This is a genomic window from Sphaerotilus uruguayifluvii (assembly GCF_013294065.1).
Lineage (GTDB): Bacteria > Pseudomonadota > Gammaproteobacteria > Burkholderiales > Burkholderiaceae_C > Sphaerotilus > Sphaerotilus uruguayifluvii.
In genome coordinates, this window is record NZ_JABSNM010000004.1 from 174448 (window position 1) to 194868 (window position 20421).

At 69.6% G+C, this 20421-nt stretch carries 21 protein-coding genes; 8 read left to right on the forward strand and 13 right to left on the reverse strand.

Features of this window, described 5'->3' with window-relative positions; genetic code table 11:
* Positions 1 to 30 precede the first annotated feature (30 nt).
* From icd to hemN, 3 genes are all read right to left on the reverse strand, one after another.
* Positions 31 to 1284, reverse strand: coding sequence for an NADP-dependent isocitrate dehydrogenase (gene icd / locus HNQ01_RS06330; protein ID WP_173804516.1), 1254 nt, complete (start codon positions 1282 to 1284; stop codon positions 31 to 33).
* A gap of 123 nt (positions 1285 to 1407) precedes the next feature.
* A complete protein-coding gene (locus HNQ01_RS06335; RefSeq protein WP_173804517.1) occupies positions 1408 to 2139 on the reverse strand; it encodes an urease accessory protein UreH domain-containing protein in 732 nt (243 codons plus the stop codon).
* Positions 2140 to 3564 (reverse strand): oxygen-independent coproporphyrinogen III oxidase, encoded by a 1425-nt coding sequence (gene hemN, locus HNQ01_RS06340; protein ID WP_173804518.1) that lies wholly within the window; start codon positions 3562 to 3564, stop codon positions 2140 to 2142. It abuts the gene before it with no gap.
* Between the two features lie 167 nt (positions 3565 to 3731).
* Between hemN and fnr the strand changes: the two genes are divergently transcribed.
* Positions 3732 to 4469, forward strand: a complete 738-nt coding sequence (gene fnr / locus HNQ01_RS06345) for a fumarate/nitrate reduction transcriptional regulator Fnr (protein ID WP_173804519.1) — start codon at positions 3732 to 3734, stop codon at positions 4467 to 4469.
* A 116-nt stretch (positions 4470 to 4585) separates the two neighbouring features.
* On the opposite strand, the gene HNQ01_RS22565 is transcribed toward fnr, so the two are convergent.
* From HNQ01_RS22565 to HNQ01_RS06390, 9 genes are read right to left on the reverse strand one after another with little or no spacing between them, the layout of a single operon-like run.
* On the reverse strand, positions 4586 to 4921 hold the full coding sequence (locus tag HNQ01_RS22565) for a hypothetical protein (RefSeq protein ID WP_353621643.1): 336 nt from the start codon (positions 4919 to 4921) through the stop codon (positions 4586 to 4588).
* Positions 4918 to 5178 (reverse strand): hypothetical protein, encoded by a 261-nt coding sequence (locus HNQ01_RS06355; RefSeq protein WP_173804520.1) that lies wholly within the window; start codon positions 5176 to 5178, stop codon positions 4918 to 4920. Before HNQ01_RS06355 ends, HNQ01_RS22565 begins: the two co-directional genes overlap by 4 nt.
* A gap of 23 nt (positions 5179 to 5201) precedes the next feature.
* Positions 5202 to 6692 carry a cytochrome c oxidase accessory protein CcoG gene (gene ccoG / locus HNQ01_RS06360; RefSeq protein ID WP_173804521.1) on the reverse strand — a complete coding sequence of 497 codons (1491 nt, stop codon included), beginning with the start codon at positions 6690 to 6692 and terminating at the stop codon, positions 5202 to 5204.
* Between the two features lie 32 nt (positions 6693 to 6724).
* Positions 6725 to 7669 carry a cytochrome-c oxidase, cbb3-type subunit III gene (ccoP, locus tag HNQ01_RS06365; protein WP_173804522.1) on the reverse strand — a complete coding sequence of 315 codons (945 nt, stop codon included), beginning with the start codon at positions 7667 to 7669 and terminating at the stop codon, positions 6725 to 6727.
* Positions 7662 to 7844 (reverse strand): cbb3-type cytochrome oxidase subunit 3, encoded by a 183-nt coding sequence (locus tag HNQ01_RS06370; RefSeq protein ID WP_173804523.1) that lies wholly within the window; start codon positions 7842 to 7844, stop codon positions 7662 to 7664. Before HNQ01_RS06370 ends, ccoP begins: the two co-directional genes overlap by 8 nt.
* A gap of 13 nt (positions 7845 to 7857) precedes the next feature.
* Complete coding sequence (gene ccoO, locus HNQ01_RS06375; protein ID WP_173804524.1) at positions 7858 to 8499, reverse strand: cytochrome-c oxidase, cbb3-type subunit II; 642 nt, start codon at positions 8497 to 8499, stop codon at positions 7858 to 7860.
* A 19-nt stretch (positions 8500 to 8518) separates the two neighbouring features.
* Positions 8519 to 9958, reverse strand: a complete 1440-nt coding sequence (gene ccoN, locus HNQ01_RS06380; RefSeq protein ID WP_173804525.1) for a cytochrome-c oxidase, cbb3-type subunit I — start codon at positions 9956 to 9958, stop codon at positions 8519 to 8521.
* Between the two features lie 54 nt (positions 9959 to 10012).
* The gene (gene ccoS / locus HNQ01_RS06385; RefSeq protein ID WP_173804526.1) at positions 10013 to 10183 is read right to left on the reverse strand and encodes a cbb3-type cytochrome oxidase assembly protein CcoS; all 171 of its coding nucleotides are present in this window, start codon (positions 10181 to 10183) and stop codon (positions 10013 to 10015) included.
* Between the two features lie 6 nt (positions 10184 to 10189).
* Positions 10190 to 12589, reverse strand: a complete 2400-nt coding sequence (locus HNQ01_RS06390) for a heavy metal translocating P-type ATPase (protein WP_173804527.1) — start codon at positions 12587 to 12589, stop codon at positions 10190 to 10192.
* Positions 12590 to 12787: 198 nt separating this feature from the next.
* On the opposite strand from HNQ01_RS06390, the gene HNQ01_RS06395 reads away from it, so the two are divergent.
* Positions 12788 to 13222: a DUF192 domain-containing protein gene (locus HNQ01_RS06395; protein WP_434801488.1), complete on the forward strand. Its 435-nt coding sequence runs from the start codon at positions 12788 to 12790 to the stop codon at positions 13220 to 13222.
* Positions 13223 to 13258: 36 nt separating this feature from the next.
* On the opposite strand, the gene HNQ01_RS06400 is transcribed toward HNQ01_RS06395, so the two are convergent.
* Complete coding sequence (locus HNQ01_RS06400; protein ID WP_173804529.1) at positions 13259 to 14185, reverse strand: patatin-like phospholipase family protein; 927 nt, start codon at positions 14183 to 14185, stop codon at positions 13259 to 13261.
* A gap of 100 nt (positions 14186 to 14285) precedes the next feature.
* Here HNQ01_RS06400 and HNQ01_RS06405 point away from each other — a divergent pair, with 100 nt between their 5' ends.
* From HNQ01_RS06405 to HNQ01_RS06430, 6 genes are read left to right on the forward strand one after another with little or no spacing between them, the layout of a single operon-like run.
* A complete protein-coding gene (locus HNQ01_RS06405) occupies positions 14286 to 15074 on the forward strand; it encodes a sulfite exporter TauE/SafE family protein (RefSeq protein ID WP_217427421.1) in 789 nt (262 codons plus the stop codon).
* Between the two features lie 54 nt (positions 15075 to 15128).
* On the forward strand, positions 15129 to 16817 hold the full coding sequence (locus tag HNQ01_RS06410; protein ID WP_173804530.1) for a nitrite/sulfite reductase: 1689 nt from the start codon (positions 15129 to 15131) through the stop codon (positions 16815 to 16817).
* A gap of 35 nt (positions 16818 to 16852) precedes the next feature.
* Positions 16853 to 17380 (forward strand): DUF934 domain-containing protein, encoded by a 528-nt coding sequence (locus HNQ01_RS06415; protein ID WP_173804531.1) that lies wholly within the window; start codon positions 16853 to 16855, stop codon positions 17378 to 17380.
* Positions 17377 to 18102 (forward strand): phosphoadenylyl-sulfate reductase, encoded by a 726-nt coding sequence (locus tag HNQ01_RS06420; protein ID WP_173804532.1) that lies wholly within the window; start codon positions 17377 to 17379, stop codon positions 18100 to 18102. Before HNQ01_RS06415 ends, HNQ01_RS06420 begins: the two co-directional genes overlap by 4 nt.
* 55 nt (positions 18103 to 18157) lie before the next feature.
* Positions 18158 to 19111: a sulfate adenylyltransferase subunit CysD gene (gene cysD / locus HNQ01_RS06425; RefSeq protein WP_173804533.1), complete on the forward strand. Its 954-nt coding sequence runs from the start codon at positions 18158 to 18160 to the stop codon at positions 19109 to 19111.
* Positions 19111 to 20412, forward strand: coding sequence for a sulfate adenylyltransferase subunit 1 (locus HNQ01_RS06430; protein WP_173804534.1), 1302 nt, complete (start codon positions 19111 to 19113; stop codon positions 20410 to 20412). Before cysD ends, HNQ01_RS06430 begins: the two co-directional genes overlap by 1 nt.
* The last annotated feature ends 9 nt before the right edge of the window (positions 20413 to 20421 follow it).

Here is a 20421-nt window from a genome sequence, read left to right on the forward strand (position 1 = left end):
GCGGCCGGACCCGGCAGGGCCCGTGGCGGCTCACATGTGCTCGATCATGACCTGGCCGAAGCCGGAGCACGACACCTGAGTCGCCTCCTCCATCAGCCGCGCGAAGTCGTAGGTGACGCGGCCGCTCTGGATCGCGCGCTCCATCGACTCGATGATCAGGTCGGCGGCCTCCGTCCAGCCGATGTGGCGCAGCATCATCTCCGCCGACAGGATCAGCGAACCCGGATTGACATAGTCCTTGCCGGCGTAGCGCGGCGCAGTGCCGTGCGTGGCCTCGAACATCGCCACCGAGTCCGACAGGTTGGCGCCCGGCGCGATGCCGATGCCGCCCACCTGCGCCGCCACCGCGTCGGAGATGTAGTCGCCGTTGAGGTTCAGCGTCGCGATCACCGAGTACTCGGCCGGACGCAGCAGCACCTGCTGCAGGAAGGCGTCCGTGATGGCGTCCTTGATCAGGATGTCGCGGCCGGTCTTCGGGTTCTTCAGGCGCATCCACGGACCGCCGTCGATCGGCTCGGCGCCGAACTCCCTCTGCGCCAGCGCGTAGCCCCAGTCGCGGAAGCCGCCTTCCGTGAACTTCATGATGTTGCCCTTGTGGACCAGGGTCACGCTGGGCTTGTCATGGTCGATCGCGTACTGGATGGCCTTGCGCACCAGGCGCTCGGTGCCCTCGATCGACACCGGCTTGACGCCCAGGCCCGAGGTCTCGGGAAAGCGGATCTTGGTGACGCCCATCTCCTCCTGCAGGAAGCGGATGAGCTTCTTCGCCTTCTCGCTGCCGGCCGGATACTCGATGCCGGCGTAGATGTCCTCGGAGTTCTCGCGGAAGATGACCATGTCGGTCTTCTCGGGCTCCTTCAGCGGCGAGGGCACGCCCTTGAAGTAGCGCACCGGGCGCAGACAGACGTAGAGGTCGAGCTCCTGGCGAAGCGTGACGTTGAGCGAGCGGATGCCGCCGCCGACCGGCGTCGTCAGCGGGCCCTTGATCGACACGACGAAGTCGCGCACCACCTCGAGCGTCTCGTCGGGCAGCCAGACGTCGGGGCCGTAGACGCGGGTCGACTTCTCGCCGGCATAGATCTCCATCCAGTGGATGCGGCGCTCGCCGCCGTAGGAGCGTGCCACCGCCGCGTCGATCACCCGGAGCATCACCGGCGTGACATCGACGCCGACGCCGTCGCCCTCGATGAACGGGATGATCGGGTGGTTCGGGACATTCAGCGTGCAATCCTCGTTGACGCTGATCTTCTGTCCCTCGGCAGGCACCTGGATGTGCTGGTACATGGTGGGTCCGGTCTCGTGGCTTGTTTCAAACAGGGGAACGTGGCGGAAAGCGTGAGATTTTCGGGTCTCGGTGCGCCCGGTGATTCTAGGCATGCCGGACCGGCGCCGCATCCGCGGCAATGCTCAGCTGCACCAGGCGATCAGCGCCTCGGCCCAGGGCCCGTGCCCGAGCAGCGACCAGCCCGACAGCAGCATGACCGCCAGCCCCGACAGGCGCAGCGGCAGCGTCGCGCGCAGATCGCCCGGGCCGGCATCGGCGCGGCGCAGCGCGGCCGGCAGCAGCCGCAGCCACAGCACCGGACCGATCAGCAGCGCGGCACTGCTGCTCAGGCCGAAGGCGCCCATGACCGCCGCCCCCTCCAGCGGCGAGGACGCCACCGCCGCCAGCAGCAGCGCCGCATGCAGCAGGCCGCAGGGCAGCGCCGGCCACAGCAGCCCCAGGCCCGCGGCCTTCAGCTCGCCCGGCATCGCGATGCGATGCACCCCGGGCGGCAGCTCGGGTGCGCCCGTGCCGCGACCCTCGATCCAGGCCTCGACCGCCGCCGGCATGCGCCCGCGCAGCAGCAGCCACAGACCGAAGAGCACCATGAAGAGCTGCAGCCCGTGCCACAGCGGCCGCAGCCAGCCGGCCACGTCGGCCAGCCAGCGCAGGCCACCGACCACGGAGGCTGCGGCGGCGCCTGCCAGCGCATAGGCCAGCAGCCGGCCGGCCAGCACGCCGGCCATGCCGCGGGCCGGCCGGGCCGGCGTGCAGCGCCGCGCCACGGCGGCGCATCCGGCCGCGCACATCGCCGCGCAGTGCGGCGTGCCGGCCAGACCCATCAGTGCCGCCGTCAGCAGCAGCGCACCCGTCATTCAGATCACCTTGGAGAAACGCTCCCGGTTGCGGTCGACCCGCAGGTGGCGATCGAAGACCATCGCGACCGAGCGGACGAAGTACCAGCCCAGCGGCGTGACCTCCAGCCCGTCATCGCTCAGCGTGACCAGCCCGTCGCGGGCCAAGTCCTCGAGCGACTCGATCTCGGCGGCGAAATACGAGCGCACGTCGATCAGGTGGGCCAGCGCGACCGACTCGTAGCTGAGCCGGCCATGGCACATGATCGACATGATCACCGCGCGCCGCACCAGGTCGTCGCGCGTCAGCGCCAGGCCGCGCACCACCGGGAGCTGGTTGGAACGCAGCGCATCGTAATACTCGTCGAGCGTCTTGGCGTTCTGGCTGTAGCAAGCCCCCACCCGGGAGATCGCCGACACGCCCAGGCCGATCAGGTCGCAGTCGGCCTGCGTGCTGTAGCCCTGGAAGTTGCGGTGCAGCCGCCCCTGGCGCTTGGCCTGCGCCAGCGGGTCGTCCGGCAGCGCGAAGTGGTCCATGCCGATGTACTGGTAGCCGTGGCTGACGAAGCCGGCCAGCGCCTGCGACAGCATGCCCACCCGCTGGCCGCCGCTGGGCAGATCGATCGGCACGATGCGGCGCTGCGGCTTGAAGCGCGTCGGCAGGTGCGCGTAGCCGTACATCGCGATGCGGTCGGGCCGCAGCGAGGCGACCTGGCGCACGGTGCGCTCGAAGCTCTCGGGCGTCTGGCGCGGCAGGCCGTAGATCAGGTCGGCGTTGATCGACTCGAAGCCGAGCTCGCGGGCGTCGCGCATCAGCGCCTCGACCTGCTCGAAGGGCTGGATGCGGTGCACCGCCTGCTGCACGTCGGCGTCGAAGTCCTGCACCCCGAACGAGACGCGGTTCAGCCCGAGCGCGCGCAGGTGCTCCAAGCGCTGGCGGGTGACGGTGCGCGGGTCGATCTCGATCGAGAACTCGCCCTTGGGCAGCAGCTCGAAGCGCGCGCGGATCGCCGCCATCAGCCGCGACAGCTCCTCGTCGCTCAGGAAGGTCGGCGTGCCGCCGCCGAAGTGCAGCTGCGAGACCTGCACCCGCTCGCCCAGCGCGGCCGCGGCCAGCGTCATCTCGTGCTCGAGCGCATCCAGATAGGCCGCGGCCCGGCCGTGGTCGCGGGTGACGATCTTGTTGCAGGCGCAGTAGTAGCAGACCGACTCGCAGAACGGCACATGGACGTAGAGCGACAGCGGCGCGCCCGCCCCGCCGACTCCGCCCATGTCATGGCGCTGGGCCAGCGCCTGCAGGAAATGCTCGGCGGTGAAGGCCTCGACGAAGCGGTCGGCGGTCGGGTAGGAGGTGTAGCGCGGGCCGGGCGTGTCCATCCGGCGCAGCAGCTCGTCGGTGAGCGCGGGCTCGGCCGGCCGGCCGGCACTGAGGGTCGGTTGTTCCATGGACGCACACTGTGCCGGCTGGCGCCCGGTCGACCTTGACGCAGCTCAAGTGCAGCGCGCGGTGCATCCTCAAGAATCGCCGGTGATTGATCCGATCGGAAGTCTTCGGCCGCAAAATGCAGTCTCGGCCGCATCCGGTCGACCCTTCAACGATGTTCCCGCCCGCCATGCACGACACCACGACGCCTTCCCGCCTTGACGCGCTCAAGGTCGCCTGCTCCGCCTGCAACCTGCGCGAGCTGTGCCTGCCGGTCGGCCTGTCGGACGACGAGCTCTCCTCGATCGACAGCATCATCGGCACCCGCCGCACGGTGCGTCGCGGCGAGAGCCTGTTCCACGCCGGCGAGGCCTTCTCGGCGCTCTACGCGGTCCGCACCGGCTTCTTCAAGACGGTCGTGTCGGCCGCCGACGGCCGCGAGCAGGTCACCGGCTTCCAGATGGCCGGCGAGCTGATCGGCCTGGACGGCATCAGCACCGACCACCACTCCTGCGACGCCATCGCGCTGGAGGACTCGCAGGTCTGCATGATCCCCTACAGCCAGCTCGAGACGCTGTCGCGCGAGGTCATGCTGCTGCAGCACCAGTTCCACAAGATCATGAGCCGCGAGATCGTGCGCGACCATGGCGTGATGCTGCTGCTGGGCTCGATGCGCGCCGAGGAACGCCTGGCCGCCTTCCTGCTCAACCTGACGCAGCGCCTGCAGGCGCGCGGCTTCTCCGCCTCGGCGCTGGTGCTGCGCATGACCCGCGAGGAGATCGGCAGCTACCTCGGCCTGAAGCTCGAGACGGTCAGCCGCACCTTCTCGAAGTTCCAGGAGGAAGGCATTCTCGAGGTCAAGCAGCGCGACATCCGCATCCTCGACCAGAACGCGCTGCAGCGCGTCGTCAACGCCGCGAACTGCTGAGCAGCTGCGGCCGAGGGCCGGGCGGACCGACGCTTCGCCCTCCTCTTCATGCACATCGGGACGCCTTGGCGTCCCGATGTCGTTGGGGTGCCCGCTTTGCGCCGGCCGCGCGGCGCTCAGGGGTGGTTGCGGTAGGGCCGGTTCAGCGTGTCGGGCTCGACCAGCACCAGCTCGGTGAGCGCGCTCGCCAGCGCGATGACGCCCCAGAACACCAGGAAGGCCACCGAATAGACGGTCTGCGCGCTGGCCTCGACGGCCGCGCCGCCGAGCCAGTGCAGGTCGGCCGGGTCGACCAGCGAGAACACCAGCATCTCGATGACGCCGGCCATCAGGAAGGACGGCCACAGCACCGCCGAGATGCGCAGCGGCAGCTCGGAGATCGGCGGCTGCACCGCCACCTCGCCGTCCCGGACAGGCGACCCGTCGGGGTCGAGCGGGTCGGCGGCGGTCACTTGGCGTCTCCGGTCGTCGCGCCCCCGGTCGCGGCGTGGTTGCGCGCCTGCATCGCCGGCGACATCGAGGCGTCGTCGGCGCCGACGCGCGAGGAGGTCTCGATGACCGGATCGGGATGGCTGATCGCCAGGCCCAGCGTCAGGAAGCTGGCGACAACGACCACCAGCGGTCCGCCGACGACCAGCCACATCATCTTGTATTTCCACCAGGGCTTGCCGGAAGCGGCCGCCGGGTTCGTCGAGGTCGAGGGATTCATGCAGAGCCTCCTTGGCTGTCTCGTCAGCGAGGAACGATGAAGGTGGACTTCTCGCGCACCACGACCGGAACGTCTCCGGAGCTGTCGGCACGCTCGATGTCGAAGTGTATGGCGTGCGATCCCGCCCCCGCCTCGGTGGCAACCTCAGGTTCGGCCTGCACCGCGATCGTCACCCAGCGCGCCTCGGCCGGACCGACGTCGAAGGCCGTCTCGGGCTCGACCCGCAGCTTCGGCAGGCCGGTGACCTGGATGCGGAAGTGGTGCTGCTTCTCGTCGGAGTTCATCACCTGCAGCCGGTAGACGTTCTCGATGCGGCCGTCGTCGACGATGCGCGCCAGCGAGGCCCGGTCGCGGATCACGTCGACGCGGAAAGGCGTGCGCAGCCAGATGCTCGCGCCGACCGCCGCGACGATGAGAATCAGGATCGCGGTGTAGATCAGCACCCGCGGCCGCAGCACGCGCTGCCACATCTGGCCACGGCTGAAGTGCTCCTTCAGGCCGTTCTGCGTCGCGTAGCGGATCAGGCCGCGCGGGTAGTTCATCTTGTCCATGATGCCGTCGCAGGCATCGATGCAGGCGGCGCAGCCGATGCACTCGTACTGCAGGCCGTTGCGGATGTCGATGCCCGTCGGGCAGACCTGCACGCACACGCCGCAGTCGACGCAGTCGCCCAGGCCCTTGCTCTTCGGGTCGACCTTCTTGCCGCGCGAGCCGCGCGGGTCGCCGCGCTCGGCGTCGTAGCTGATGATCAGCGTGTCCTTGTCGAACATCGCGCTCTGGAAGCGCGCGTACGGGCACATGTACTTGCAGACCTGCTCGCGCATGAAGCCGGCGTTGCCCCAGGTCGCGAAGGCGTAGAACAGCACCCAGAACCATTCCCACGGTCCGAAGCCGAATGACAGCGCCTCGGCGGCCAGCGTGTGGATGGGGGTGAAGTAGCCGACGAAGGTGAAGCCGGTCCACAGCGCGAACAGCACCCACGCCAGGTGCTTGGCGCCCTTGCGGCGGATCTTCTCGGCCGTCCACGGGCCGGCGTCGAGCTTCATCCGCTGGGCGCGGTCGCCCTCGAAGCGGTGCTCGAACCACAGGAAGATCTCGGTGTAGACCGTCTGCGGGCAGGCGTAGCCGCACCACAGCCGCCCGCCCACCGCCGTGAACAGGAACAGCCCGTAGGCCGAGATGATCAGCAGTCCGGTCAGGTAGATCAGGTCCTGCGGATACAGCACCAGACCGAACAGGTAGAAGCGCCGGCTGATCAGGTCGAACAGCACCGCCTGGCGGTCGTTCCACATCAGCCAGGGCAGGCCGTAGAAGACGATCTGGGTGAGCCACACCAGGGCCCAGCGCCACTTCGCGAAATAGCCGCTGACGGCGCGCGGATAGATCTTCTTCGACTTCTGGTAGAGCGAGACGGTCTTCACGCCGGCCGCCGGATCGGCGGCCGGCGCGAGACCGGCAGAAGAGGCCACGGAGGGCGAGGAAGTGGGCTTGGCGCCCGAAGTGCTTGTGTCCATGGCCTCGGTTTTACCCCAGGTACACCCAGGGGTTATTGCGCTTTCGCATCCCCTGCGGGAGCCAGGGCGGTCTGCTTGTCACCCTTGTGCGACAGGCTCCAGACGTAGCTCGCCAGCACGCGGATCTGGTCCGGCGACAGGCGGCTGGCGTGCTGCGGCATGACGTTGGTCTTGCCGTTGTTGACCATCGCCATCACCGCCGCCTCGCCCCAGCCGTGCAGCCAGACCTTGTCGGTCAGGTTCGGCGCGCCGATGGCCTGGTTGCCCTTGCCGTCCGCACCGTGGCAGGCCGCGCAGGCGCCGAACTTGCTCTTGCCCAGCTGTGCGCGGATCGAGTCGTTCGGGCTGCCCGACAGGCTCAGCACGTAGTTGGCGACGTTCTTGACGTCATCGGCGGAGCCGACGGCCGCGGCCATCGGGGGCATCATGCCCTGGCGACCTTCGGCGATCGTCTTGGCGATGTACTCCGGACCCGAGCCACCCAGCCAGTCGTTGTCGGTCAGGTTCGGGAAGCCCTTGCTGCCGCGGGCGTCCGAGCCGTGACAGCCGGCGCAGGTGTTGACGAACAGGCGCTCGCCGATGCCCATGGCCTGCGGATCGGCCATCAGCTGCTCGGGCGTCATCGCCTTGAAGCGCTCGTACACCGGGGCCATCGTCTGCAGCGCCTTGGCGTTCTCGGCCTCGAGCTGGCCCTTGGAGGACCAGCCCAGCGTGCCCTTGCTGCCGCCCAGACCCGGGTACAGCGTCAGGTAGGTTGCCGCGAACACCACCGTGATGACGAACAGGCCCATCCACCAGCGCGGCAGCGGGTTGTTCATCTCGCGCAGGTCCTCGTCCCAGACGTGACCGGTGGAGTTGTCATCGGCCATGACCGTGCGCTTGCTGGCGACGATCAGGACGAAGACGCAGAAGGCGAGACCGCCCACGACGATCGCGATGACGTACCACGACCAGAAGCTGGAAATGAAGTCACTCACGGGTGCCTCCGATGTTTGTCTTGGATCCGGTCGACTCGTCGTCGCCGAACGGGAGCGCGGCAGCCTCGTCGAAGGAGGCCCGGTTGCGGCTGGAGAAGGCCCAGGCGACGATGCCCAGGAACATGAGCAGGAAGACGACGGTCGTCGCGCTTCTCAGCTCGTTGACGATGTCCATGTCGTTCTCCTCGTCACTGGGCCTTCGGGGCCTGTGCCTTGCCCGCGGTGCCCAGCACCTGCAGGAAGGCGATCACCGCCTCGAGCTCGGTCTTGTCCTTGACCTCGTCGGCCGCCTTGGCGATCTCGTCGTCGGTGTACGGGACGCCGACCTTGCGCAGCGCGGCCATGTTGGCGCCGATGCCGGTGTTGGCCGGAGCCTTGTCCAGCCACGGGTAGGCCGGCATGTTCGACTCGGGAACCACGTCACGCGGGTTCATCAGGTGGACGCGGTGCCACTGGTCGCTGTACTTGCCGCCGACGCGGTGCAGGTCCGGGCCGGTGCGCTTCGAGCCCCACTGGAAGGGGTGGTCGTAGACGAACTCGCCAGCCTTCGAGATGTCGCCGTAGCGCAGCACCTCGGCGCGGAACGGACGGATCATCTGCGAGTGGCAGTTGTAGCAGCCCTCGCGGATGTAGACGTCGCGGCCGGCGAGCTGCAGCGCGGTGTAGGGCTTGAGGCCCTCGACCGGCTGGGTCGTCGAGTGCTGGAAGAACAGCGGGACGATCTCGGTCAGACCACCGAACAGGATGACGATCAGCGTCAGCGTGATCATCAGGAAGTTGCTGGTCTCGATCTTCTCGTGACCGGAGACAGGGCGGTTAGCGTGTGCCATGTTCGTGTTCTCCTGCGGCTCAGGCGTGGGCCGCGACGGCCGGGATGGCCACCGGCTCGACCTTGCCGACGCGGATGGTCATGATCGTGTTCCAGGCCATGATCACCATGCCGGTCAGGTACATCAGGCCACCGCCCAGACGGATCACGTAGAACGGATAGGTCGCCTTGACGCCTTCGACGAAGCTGTAGACCAGCGTGCCGTCCGGGTTCGTGGCGCGCCACATCAGGCCCTGCATGACGCCGGCGATCCACATCGCGGCGATGTAGAGCACGATGCCGATGGTGGCGATCCAGAAGTGCAGCTCGATCGCGCGGATGCTGTACATCGACTTGCGGCCGAACATGCGCGGGATCAGGTGGTACAGCGAGCCGATCGACACGAGGCCGACCCAGCCCAGCGCGCCGGAGTGCACGTGGCCGACGGTCCAGTCGGTGTAGTGGCTCAGGGCGTTGACGGTCTTGATCGACATCATCGGACCTTCGAAGGTCGACATGCCGTAGAACGACAGCGAGACGATCAGGAACTTCAGGATCGGGTCGTCACGCAGCTTGTTCCATGCGCCCGACAGGGTCATGATGCCGTTGATCATGCCGCCCCACGACGGTGCCAGCAGGACCAGCGAGAAGATCATGCCGACACTTTGCGTCCAGTCCGGCAGCGCGGTGTAGTGCAGGTGGTGAGGACCCGCCCACATGTACGTGAAGATCAGCGCCCAGAAGTGCACGATCGACAGGCGATACGAGTACACCGGACGGCCGGCCTGCTTCGGGATGTAGTAGTACATCATCCCCAGGAAGCCCGCAGTCAGGAAGAAGCCCACCGCGTTGTGGCCGTACCACCACTGGACCATCGCGTCCTGCACGCCGGCGTAGGCCGAGTAGGACTTGGTCAGCGTGACCGGGATTTCAGCCGAGTTGACGATGTGCAGCAGCGCCACGGCCAGGATGAAGGCGCCGAAGAACCAGTTGCCCACGTAGATGTGGCTGACCTTGCGGATGCCGACCGTGCCGAAGAACACGATGGCGTAGGACACCCACACGACGGCGATCAGGATGTCGATCGGCCATTCGAGTTCGGCGTATTCCTTGCCGGTCGTGAAGCCCAGCGGCAGCGAGATCGCCGCCAGCAGGATGACCAGCTGCCAGCCCCAGAAGGTGAACTGGGCCAGCGCCGGTGCGAACAGGCGGGTCTGGCAGGTGCGCTGCACCACGTGGTAGCTGGTCGCGAACAGCGCGCAGCCGCCGAAGGCGAAGATGACCGCGTTGGTGTGCAGCGGTCGCAGTCGTCCGTAGCTGAGCCACGGGATGCCGAACGTCATGTCGGGAAAGGCCAGCTGGGCCGCGACGAAGACGCCGACTAACATGCCCACGATGCCCCACAGCACCGCGGCCACGGCAAACTGCCGTACCACCGCATCGCTGTAGACGGGGCCAGCCGTCTGTGTGTTGATTGCCATTGGTTGCTCCTTGGAAACTCTCTCGATCCCGGTCCGGGATTCTTTGGCACCGCGTCAGCGACCGGGTTGACTCGAATCAATCTCGTCGGGGTCCGCACGCAGCATGCGTTCGCCCTCGCGCTCGATGTCGTCGAACTGGCCGCTCTTCAGGGCCCAGGCAAAGACCACGATGATCAGGAAGACCAGCACGATCGACAGCGGGATCAGCAGGAAAAGGATGTCCATCGAACCTCAGCCTCCGACCCGCCGGCCTCGCCAGCGCGTCAGGCGCAGCGCGTTGACCACCACCAGCAGCGAGCTCGCCGCCATGCCGATGCCCGCCAGCCACGGCGGCAGCCAGCCCGCCAGCGCCAGCGGCACCGATGCCATGTTGTAGACCAGCGCCCAGCGCAGGTTCTGTCGCACGATGCGCAGCGTGCGCCGTGCGGTGTCGAACAGTGCCGGCAGGTCCTCGATGCGGTCCGACAGCACGATCACGTCGGCACGGGCCTGGGCCAGCGCGGCGGCCGTGCCCAGCGCGATCGAGACATCGGCGCGCGCCAGCACCGGCGCGTCGTTGATGCCGTCGCCCACCATGGCGACGACGCGGCCCTGGCGCTGCAGCGCCTCGACCTCGGCGAGCTTGTCCTGCGGCGAGCACTGCGCGCGGGCCGCCTCGATGCCCAGGCGGGCGGCGGTGGCCGCGACGCTGGCGGGCTGGTCGCCCGACAGCAGGCGCAGGCGCAGGCCCGCAGCCGCCAGCCGGGCCGTCCCGCTGGCGGCGTCGCCGCGCAGCACCTCGTCGAACTCGAAGCGCAACACCGGGCACCAGGCGCCCGCGCCCTCGCGCACCGCCAGCCAGACCTGCGGCCGCGCGATGCCGGCGGCGGCCTCGGCCGCGGCGCACCATGCCCCCGAGCCCAGCCGGGCCTCGAAGTCGCGCGAGGCGGCGCGCACCCGCGCCTGCAGGCCCTGCCCCGGCTGCTCGACCAGCTCGTCGAGGCCGGCGCTCCAGTCGGGCTGAGGCAGCGACTGCACCAGCGCGCGCGACAGCGGATGCGAGGAATGCGCGGCGAGCTGGCAGGCGACATCGCGCAGCAGGCCCGCCGGCAGGCCGGCGAGCTGGCCGGTCTCGACCGTCTGCGCCAGCGCCAGGCGGTCCTCGGTGACGGTGCCGGTCTTGTCGAAGACCACGTCGCCGACGCGCGTGAGCACCTCCAGCGCATCGAGCCGCTGCACGACGACGCCGCGCCGCGCCAGCTCGCCGGCGGTGGCCAGCAGCGCCACCGGCGCGCCCAGCGACAGCGCGCACGGGCAGGTCACCACCAGCACCGACACCGCGACCCACAGCGCACGCGACGGATCGATGAACATCCACGCGCCCCAGGCCAGCACCGACAGCACCAGCACCGCGATCAGGAAGGGCGCGGCCAGCCGGTCGGTGGCCAGCATGAAGGCCGGGCGCTCGGTCAGCGCGCGCTCGACCAGCGCGACGATGCGCTGATAGCGCGTCTGCGCCCCCAGCTGCAGCACCTCCATGACCACCGGCGCGCCCACGTTCAGGCAGCCGGCCGAGACCTCGTCGCCGACGGCGCGGTCGACCGGACGCGACTCGCCGGTCAGCATCGCCTCGTCGACCTGCGTGCGGCCCTCGAGCAGGCGGCCGTCGGCGGCGAAGGCCTGCCCGGCATGCACGCGGATGCGGTCGCCCACGGCCAGCGCCGAGGCCGCGACCAGTTCGCCGCGGCCGCTCGCGTCCAGGCGCTCGACCGCATCGGGCAGCCGGCGCATCACCGCATCGAGCGACTGGGCGGCGCGCTGGCGCGCCCGCGACTCCAGCACCCGCGCGGCGAACAGGAAGCTGACGAACATCGTCAGCGAGTCGAAGTAGACCTCGGCGCCGAAGGCGCCGCCCGGCTCGAAGGTGGCCGCCGAGCTGGCGACGAAGGTCACGCCAATGCCCAGCGCGATCGGCAGGTCCATCGAGACGCGCCGCTCGCGCAGGCCCGCCCAGGCGCCGCGGAAGAAGGGCCCGGCGGCGAAGACCATCACCGGGATGCTGAGCACCCAGCTGGCCCAGCGCAGCAGCTGGACCATGTCGGGCGTGATGTCGCCGGGCGCCGCCACGTAGGACGGCGTGGCGTACATCATCACCTGCATCATGCAGAACGCGGCGACGAACAGGCGCCAGATCGACTGGCGCGTCTGCTTCGTCGCCAGCGCGACGGCCTGCGCGCCGGTGTCGGGAAAGGCGCCGTAGCCGATCGCGCGCACTGCCTCGATCAGCGCCGACACCCGGGTGCGCCGCGGGTCCCAGACCACGACCGCGCGCTGGGCCGCGCCGCTGACGTCGGCGCGGCTGACGCCGTCGACCTTCAGCAGCGCCTCCTCGATCTGGCCGGCGCAGGCGGCACAGTACATGCCGCCGATCAGCAGGCGCGACTGGCCGAGCTCATGGCCCTGGCCGTCGTCGATCCACTGCGTGAAGGCGGACTGCTCGCGCCGGTCGTCGACCGCCGCGGCCTGCGTCGCGCTCAGGCCGGGCGTGCCGCTGAAGCGCCCCGGCACCACGGCCGCGTCCGAGCCGGACGCAGCCGAAGACGGCGTCAATGCAGCATCGACACGGGCGGAAGGGGTGGTGGTCGTGGACATGAGGGGGCATGGGACGGCCGGCCGGCCGCCACGCATGCGCTATTCTTTGGGGGCAGCCCCCCTCAAAACATGATCCACATCAAGTTCAATCCGTTTGATCCCGCACGCCCCGGTTCGTCGCGGTGCACCCGGCAGCACCATTGTGGGGAATCCACCACGAAAACGCGACAGCCCGTCCGCAGGTCGGGTGCAGGCGCGCTGCTCGCCGTGCTGACGCTGCTGTGGCCGGCGCTGTCGCCGGCCCAGTCCGGACCGCAGAAGCTGCCGGCCACGACGCTGACGGCCGGCATGCACCTGATCCATGCCGAGGTCGCGCGCACCGAGCTGCAGCGCGAGATCGGCCTGATGCACCGCCCGTCGATGGCCGCCGGCGACGGCATGATCTTCGTGTTCGAGGAGCCCGGCGTGCAGTGCTTCTGGATGCGCAACACGCTGATCCCGCTGTCGGCGGCCTTCATCGACGACGACGGCCGCATCGTCAACATCGAGGACATGAAGCCGCAGACCGACGATCCGCACTGCTCGAAGAAGCCGGTGCGCTTCGTGCTCGAGATGAACCAGGGCTGGTTCGCGAAGAAGGGCCTCGGCCCGGGCAGCCGCCTCGGCGGCGAGCCCTTCGCGAAGAAGCCCTGAACGGAGGTCGCAGGGCGGTCGCACCGCCCTCCCCGCTCAGCGCGTGCGCGCGGCGATGCGCGAGCGCAGCTCGGCCAGCGTGGCCTGCGCGATCTCGCGCCCGGCGCTGATCGAGCGCCGGCGCGCCCCGAAGTCCGCGCTCGAGATGCCGGCGAGCCGCGGCCGCAGCACCACGTCGGCCTCCTTGAGCTCGAAGCTGTTGATGCTGCGCCCCATGATCGCGAAGGTCTGCAGCAGCATGCGCATCGCGTCGCCGGTGGCGCCGCCCTCCGGCGGCGAGGAGATGTCGACCGCGATCACCAGCTCGGCGCCCATCTGGCGCGCGAAGCGCACCGGCACCGGCGCGACCAGGCCGCCGTCGACGTACTCGTGATCGCCGATGCGCACCGGCTGGAACACCGCCGGCACCGAGCTCGACGCGCGCACCGCGGTGCCGGTGTCGCCGCGCCGGAACAGGATCGGCTGGCCGTCGGCCAGGTCGGTCGCGACGATGCCCAGCGGCAGCGGCATCTGCTCGATCAGCCGCCCGCCGGTCTGCTGGCGCACATAGCGCGCCAGCGCCTCGCCGCGGATCATGCCGCGCAGCGGGAAGGCCCAGTCGGCGATCGTCGACTCGTCCATCGCGTCGGCCATCTGCGCGAGCTGCGCGCCGCCGTGGCCGCTGGCATAGAGCGCCGCCACCAGGCTGCCGGCCGAGGTGCCGACGACCAGATCGGGGCGGATGCCGCTCTCCTCCAGCACCTGGATCACGCCGATGTGCGCGAAGCCGCGCGCCGCGCCGCCGCCCAGCGCCAGGCCGATGCGCGGCGGCCGCGGGGCCGGCCGGGGCGGCGGCACGCTGGCGGCCGGCTCGCCGGCCGGCGGTGTCGAGCAGGCGCCCAGCATCGATCCCAGCCCCAGCACGCCCAGGCCGCCCAGCAGCCGGGACAGGCTCTGGCGCCGCGTCTTCATGTCGATATTCATATAAGCATCATCGAAAAATATAGTTTGGCATCATGAAGTGCCTCACTACAGTCGCGCATCCGAAATTCTGCTGCGCCGCCGCATGGCGCCCTTGCCCACCATGACAGGCCTCACCATCGACTGGATCGCGATCGCCGCCGGCTTCGGCATCGGCCTGATCGTCGGCCTGACCGGCGTCGGCGGCGGCTCGCTGATGACGCCGCTGCTGATCTCGGTCTTCAACCTGGAGAAGGCCGTCGCCATCGGCACCGATCTCTGGTTCGCCGGACTGACGAAAGTTTCCGGCTCGATCGCGCACCATCGCCACGGCCATGTGGACTACCGGATCACCGGCTGGCTGCTGGCCGGCAGCATCCCGGCCTCGATCGCGACCACCGCCTGGATGCATCTGGTCGGCGTCACCAAGCGTGCCGACAGCCTGCTGAGCGTGGCGCTGGGCGTCGCGCTGGTGCTGACCGCCATCACCATCATCTTCCGTCCGGTCTGGCACCGCGTCGGCCTGTGGCTGGAGCAGTTCATCACCCCGCAGCGCCAGACGGTTCTGACGCTGCTGTGCGGCCTGTCGCTGGGCGTGATGGTCTCGCTGAGCTCGATCGGCGCCGGCGCGCTGGGCGCGACGATGATCCTTCTGCTGTACCCTCGCCTGCCGACGCCGCGGCTGGTCGGCACCGACATCGCGCATGCGGTGCCGCTGACGCTGGTGGCGGGCCTCGGGCACGCGACGCTGGGCAACGTGCACTGGGCGCTGCTGATCGAGCTGCTGGTCGGCTCGGTGCCGGCGATCTGGATCGGCGCGCGGCTCACGAAGATGCTGCCCGACGTCTGGACGCGCCTGGCGCTGTGCGCCTCGCTGCTGCTGGCCGCGAAGAAGATCCTGATGACCGCCTGAGCCCGCCGCCGCGGCTCCCGTCCGAGAACCTGAACGAACGACACGAACCCCTCCATGTACCAGTACACCGACTTCGACCGCCAGTTCGTCCGCGCCCGGGCGGCCCAGTTCCGCGACCAGCTCGACCGCCACTTCGCCGGCCAGCTCGACGGCGACGACTTCAAGGCGCTGCGCCTGCAGAACGGCTGGTACATCCAGCGCCATGCGCCGATGCTGCGCGTGGCGGTGCCCTACGGCGCCATCGGCAGCGGCCAGATCCGCGCGCTGGCCGAGATCGCGCGGGTGCATGACCGCGGCTACGTGCACTTCACCACCCGCCAGAACGTCCAGTACAACTGGATCCCGCTGAGCCAGGCCGCCGACGTGATGGACAAGCTGGCGGCGGTCGACATGCACGGCATCCAGACCAGCGGCAACTGCATCCGCAACATCACCACCGACGGCCTGGCCGGCGTGGCCGCCGACGAGCTGGTCGATCCGCGCCCCTACGCCGAGGTGCTGCGCCAGTGGAGCACGCTGCACCCCGAGTTCGCCTTCCTGCCGCGCAAGTTCAAGATCGCCATCTCCGGCGCCGCCGAGGACCGTGCCGCGATCGGCTGGCATGACGTGGGCCTGCAGCTGGTCAAGAACGAGGCCGGCGAGATCGGCTTCAAGGTGCTGGTCGGCGGCGGCATGGGCCGCACGCCGATCATCGGCTCGGTGATCCGCGAGTTCCTGCCCTGGAACCAGATCCTGGTCTACCTGGAAGCCGTGGTGCGGGTCTACAACCGCTACGGCCGCCGCGACAACGCCTACAAGGCGCGCATCAAGATCCTGGTCAAGGCCGAGGGCCAGAAGTACTTCGACCAGGTCGAGGCCGAGTTCCGCCAGATCCTCGAGAACGACCCGGACGGCGCGCTGCACCTGATCCCGCAGGCCGAGCTCGACCGCGTCGCGGCCTGCTTCACCCGCCCGGCCGGCGTCGAGCCGCTGGCCGAGCCGGCCGCGGACGCCGACGCGCCGCTGGCCTACCAGCGCTGGCTGCAGCGCAACGTGCACGCGCACCAGGTGCCGGGCTGGCGCGCGGTGACGCTGTCGGTCAAGCGCGCCGGCCAGGCGCCGGGCGATGCCACCGATGCCCAGCTCGACGCGGCCGCCGACCTGGCCGACCGCTTCTCCTTCGGTGAGCTGCGCGTCACGCACGACCAGAACCTGCTGCTGCCCTGGGTCAAGGCCAGCGACCTGCCCGCCGTCCACGCCGCCGCCAAGGCCGCCGGCTACGCCACGCCCAACATCGGCCTGGTCACCGACATGATCGCCTGCCCGGGCGGCGACTTCTGCGATCTGGCCAACGCGCGCTCGATCCCGGTGGCGGCCGAGCTGACCGAGCGCTTCGCCGACCTCGACGAGGTGTTCGATCTCGGCGAGATCGACCTGCACATCAGCGGCTGCATCAACTCCTGCGGCCACCACCACAGCGGCCACATCGGCATCCTCGGCGTCGACAAGGACGGCAGCGAGTGGTATCAGGTGACGCTGGGCGGCTCGGACGGCTCGGCTCACGCGCCGCTGGCCGTGCCGGGCAAGGTCATCGGCCCGTCGTTCGCCGCCAGCGAGATCACCGACGCGGTCGAGGCCATTCTCGACACCTACCGCGAGCTGCGCCAGCCCGACGAGAAGTTCATCGACGCGCTGCACCGCATCGGCCTGGACCCCTTCAAGGCCGCCGCCAACGCCCAGCGCACCGCCACCGCCCGCGCCTGAGCCGCGGCCGACCGACATCCGGAACACGACACACCATGAAGTTCATCGACATCGCCCATGACCCGTGGCACACCGTCGGCGGCGAGGACGGCCCGATCCCGCACCCGCAGCCCAAGGACCACCTGCTGCTGACGCTGGAGCAGTGGCATGCGGTGCGCGAGACCTGGCCGGCCGGCCTGGCCGTCGGCGTGATCCTGCCCAACGGCGTCGACGTCGAGTCGATCGTGGCCGATCTGCCGCGCCTGTCGCTCGTCGCGCTGCAGTTCCCGAAGTGGGTGGACGGCCGCGCCTACACCCAGGCCCGGCTGCTGCGGGTGCGCTACCAGTTCAAGGGCCAGATCCGCGCCACCGGCGAGGCGCTGGTCGACATGCTGCCGCTGATGCAGCGCACCGGCTTCGACGCCGTCGTGCTGCGCCGCGACCAGTCGCGCGAGGCCGCCGAGCGCGCGCTGGGCTTCTTCGCCGGCCACTACCAGGGCGCGGTCGGCGAGGCCCGCCCGGTCTTCGCCCGTCCGGCCGCGACCGGCGGCGCCGACTTCATCAACGCCGGAGCCGCGATATGAGCGCGATCGCCCTGTACGGCCGCAAGAAGGCCGGCTTCGAGGACCGCCTGGAGGCCGCCCTCCAGGCCCTGAAGGACGCCGCCGCCGCCCATCCCGGCACCCTCGTCCAGGCCACCAGCCTCGGCGCCGAGGACATGGTCGTCACCGACCTGATCGCGCGCCACCAGCTGCCGATCACCATCGCCACGCTGGAGACCGGCGCGCTGCACGCCGAGACGGTCGCGCTGATCCCGCGCATCGAGGCGCACTACGGCCTGAAGGTCGAGGTCTACCGCCCGGTGCAGGAAGCCGTGATCGAGTTCGTGCAGAAGAACGGCGAGAAGGCGATGTACGAGAGCATCGCGCTGCGCAAGGCCTGCTGCGGCGTGCGCAAGATGGAGCCGCTCTCGCGCATGCTGGCCGGGCGCACCGCCTGGGTCACCGGCCTGCGCCGCGAGCAGTCCAACGCACGCGGCGAGGTCCGCACCGTCGAGGCCGACGACCAGGGTCGTGCCAAAATCAACCCTCTGGTGGACTGGTCCTGGAACGACGTGTGGCACTACATCGCCGCCAACGAGGTGCCGTACAACCCGCTGCACGACCAGTTCATGCCGAGCATCGGCTGCGCTCCCTGCACCCGCGCGATCGCGGTGGGTCAGGAATTCCGCGCCGGTCGCTGGTGGTGGGAAGACGAATCGGCCAAGGAATGCGGCCTGCACGTCTCCCAGAAGCCGGCGGCCTGAGCGCGAGAGTCGCGCCGCCCTGCCCCCCGAACACACGACGACTGTCCCCGAGACCATGACCCAAACGCTTCCCGACGTGGACCACCGCCACCTCGACGCGCTGGAGGAAGAGGCGATCTTCATCCTGCGCGAGGTCGCCGGCGCCTTCGAGCGTCCCGGCCTGCTGTTCTCCAGCGGCAAGGACTCCTGCGTGGTGCTGCACCTCGCCGAGAAGGCCTTCAAGCAGAAGACATCCAAGCCCGGCGAGCGCCCGACCTTCAGCGGCCGCCTGCCCTTCCCGCTGGTGCATGTCGACACCGGCCACAACTTCCCCGAAGTCATCCAGTTCCGCGACGAGCGCATTGCCGAGATGGGCGAGCGCCTGATCGTCGGGCATCTGGAAGACTCGATGAAGAAGGGCACGATCCGTCTGGCGCACCCGCTGGAATCGCGCAACGGCCACCAGACGGTGACGCTGCTCGAAACCATCGAGGAGCACCGCTTCGACTGCATGATCGGCGGCGCCCGCCGGGATGAAGAGAAGGCGCGCGCCAAGGAACGCATCTTCAGCCACCGCGACGCCTTCGGCCAGTGGCAGCCCAAGGAGCAGCGCCCGGAGCTGTGGAACCTGTTCAACACCCGCATCAAGCCGGGCGAGCACTTCCGCGCCTTCCCGATCTCGAACTGGACCGAACTCGACGTCTGGCTCTACATCGCCCGCGAGAACATCCCGCTGCCGAGCATCTACTACACGCACAAGCGCGAGATCTACCGCCGCAAGGGCCTGCTGGTGCCGGTGACCGACGTGACGCCGCCCTCGGCTGAGGACACCGTCGAGACGGTCGACGTGCGCTTCCGCACCGTCGGCGACATGACCTGCACCTGCCCGGTGGAATCCGACGCCGCCACCACCGCCGACATCGTCGCCGAGACGCTGCAGGTGACCGTCTCCGAGCGCGGTGCCACCCGCATGGACGACCGCACCTCCGAGGCCTCGATGGAGCGCCGCAAGAAGGAAGGCTATTTCTGATGAGCACCGTGGAACACATCGACGCCGGCGAGGAACTGGCGCACAAGGCCCTGCGCTTCCTGACCGCGGGCAGCGTGGATGACGGCAAGAGCACCCTGATCGGCCGCCTGCTGTTCGACAGCCGCGGCATCCTGGCCGACAAGCTCGACGCGCTGGAGAAGCGCGCCGCCGGCGCCCCGATCGATCTGTCGCTGCTGACCGACGGCCTGGAGGCCGAGCGCGAGCAGGGCATCACGATCGACGTGGCCTACCAGTACTTCGCGACCAAGAGCCGCAAGTTCATTATCGCCGACGCGCCCGGCCACGAGCAGTACACCCGCAACATGGTGACGGCCGCCGCCGGCAGCGATGCCGCGGTGGTGCTGGTGGACATCACCAAGCTCGACACCTCGGTGCCCGAGGTGGTGCTGCTGCCGCAGACCCGCCGCCACAGCCTGCTGGCGCGCCTGCTGCGCGTGCCCAGCATCGTCTTCGCGATCAACAAGCTCGACGCGATCGAGACCGGCACGCAGGCCGCCTTCGAGGCGACCGCCCGCGCGCTGGAGAAGTTCGCGCAGGAGGCCGGCATCGCGGTCAAGGGCATCATCCCGGTGTCGGCGCTGCGCGGCGACAACGTCGCCACCCCGTCGGCGAACTGGGACTGGTACACGGGCCCCACGCTGCTGCAGCTGCTCGAGACCCTGCCGGTCACCGACGAGGCCCATGACGGCCACCTGCTGGTGCCGGTGCAGTACGTCGCCCGCGACGACGGTCAGGGCACCGGCCACCAGCACCGCGTGATGTGGGGCCGCATCGCCCACGGCGGCGTGAAGGCCGGCGACACGGTGCAGATCTACCCCAGCGGCGAGACCGCGGTGGTGGCCGAGGTGCGCCACGCCGGTCTGGTGGTCGACGGCTGCGAGGCCGGCCAGTCCGCCGGCATCGTGCTGGACCGCCAGGTCGACGTCTCGCGCGGCGACTGGATCTTCACGCCCGGCACCGCGCCGGTGCAGCAGAACTTCGGCGGCACGCTGGCCTGGCTCGACACCGAGCCGGCGGTGCTGGGCCGCAAGTACTGGGTGCGCCACGGCAACCGCTGGGTGCAGGCGCGCATCACCGCCATCGAGCACCGCCTGGACATCAACACGCTGGAGCAGGTCGAGGCCGAGCAGCTGTCGGTCAACGAGATCGGCCGCGTGCAGATCCAGACCCAGCAGGCCCTGCCGGTCGAGGCCTATGCCGACAACCGCGTCGGCGGCGCGCTGATCGTGGTCGACCCGACCACCAACCGCACCAGCGGCGCGCTGCTGGTCGGCGCCTGAGTCCGGACG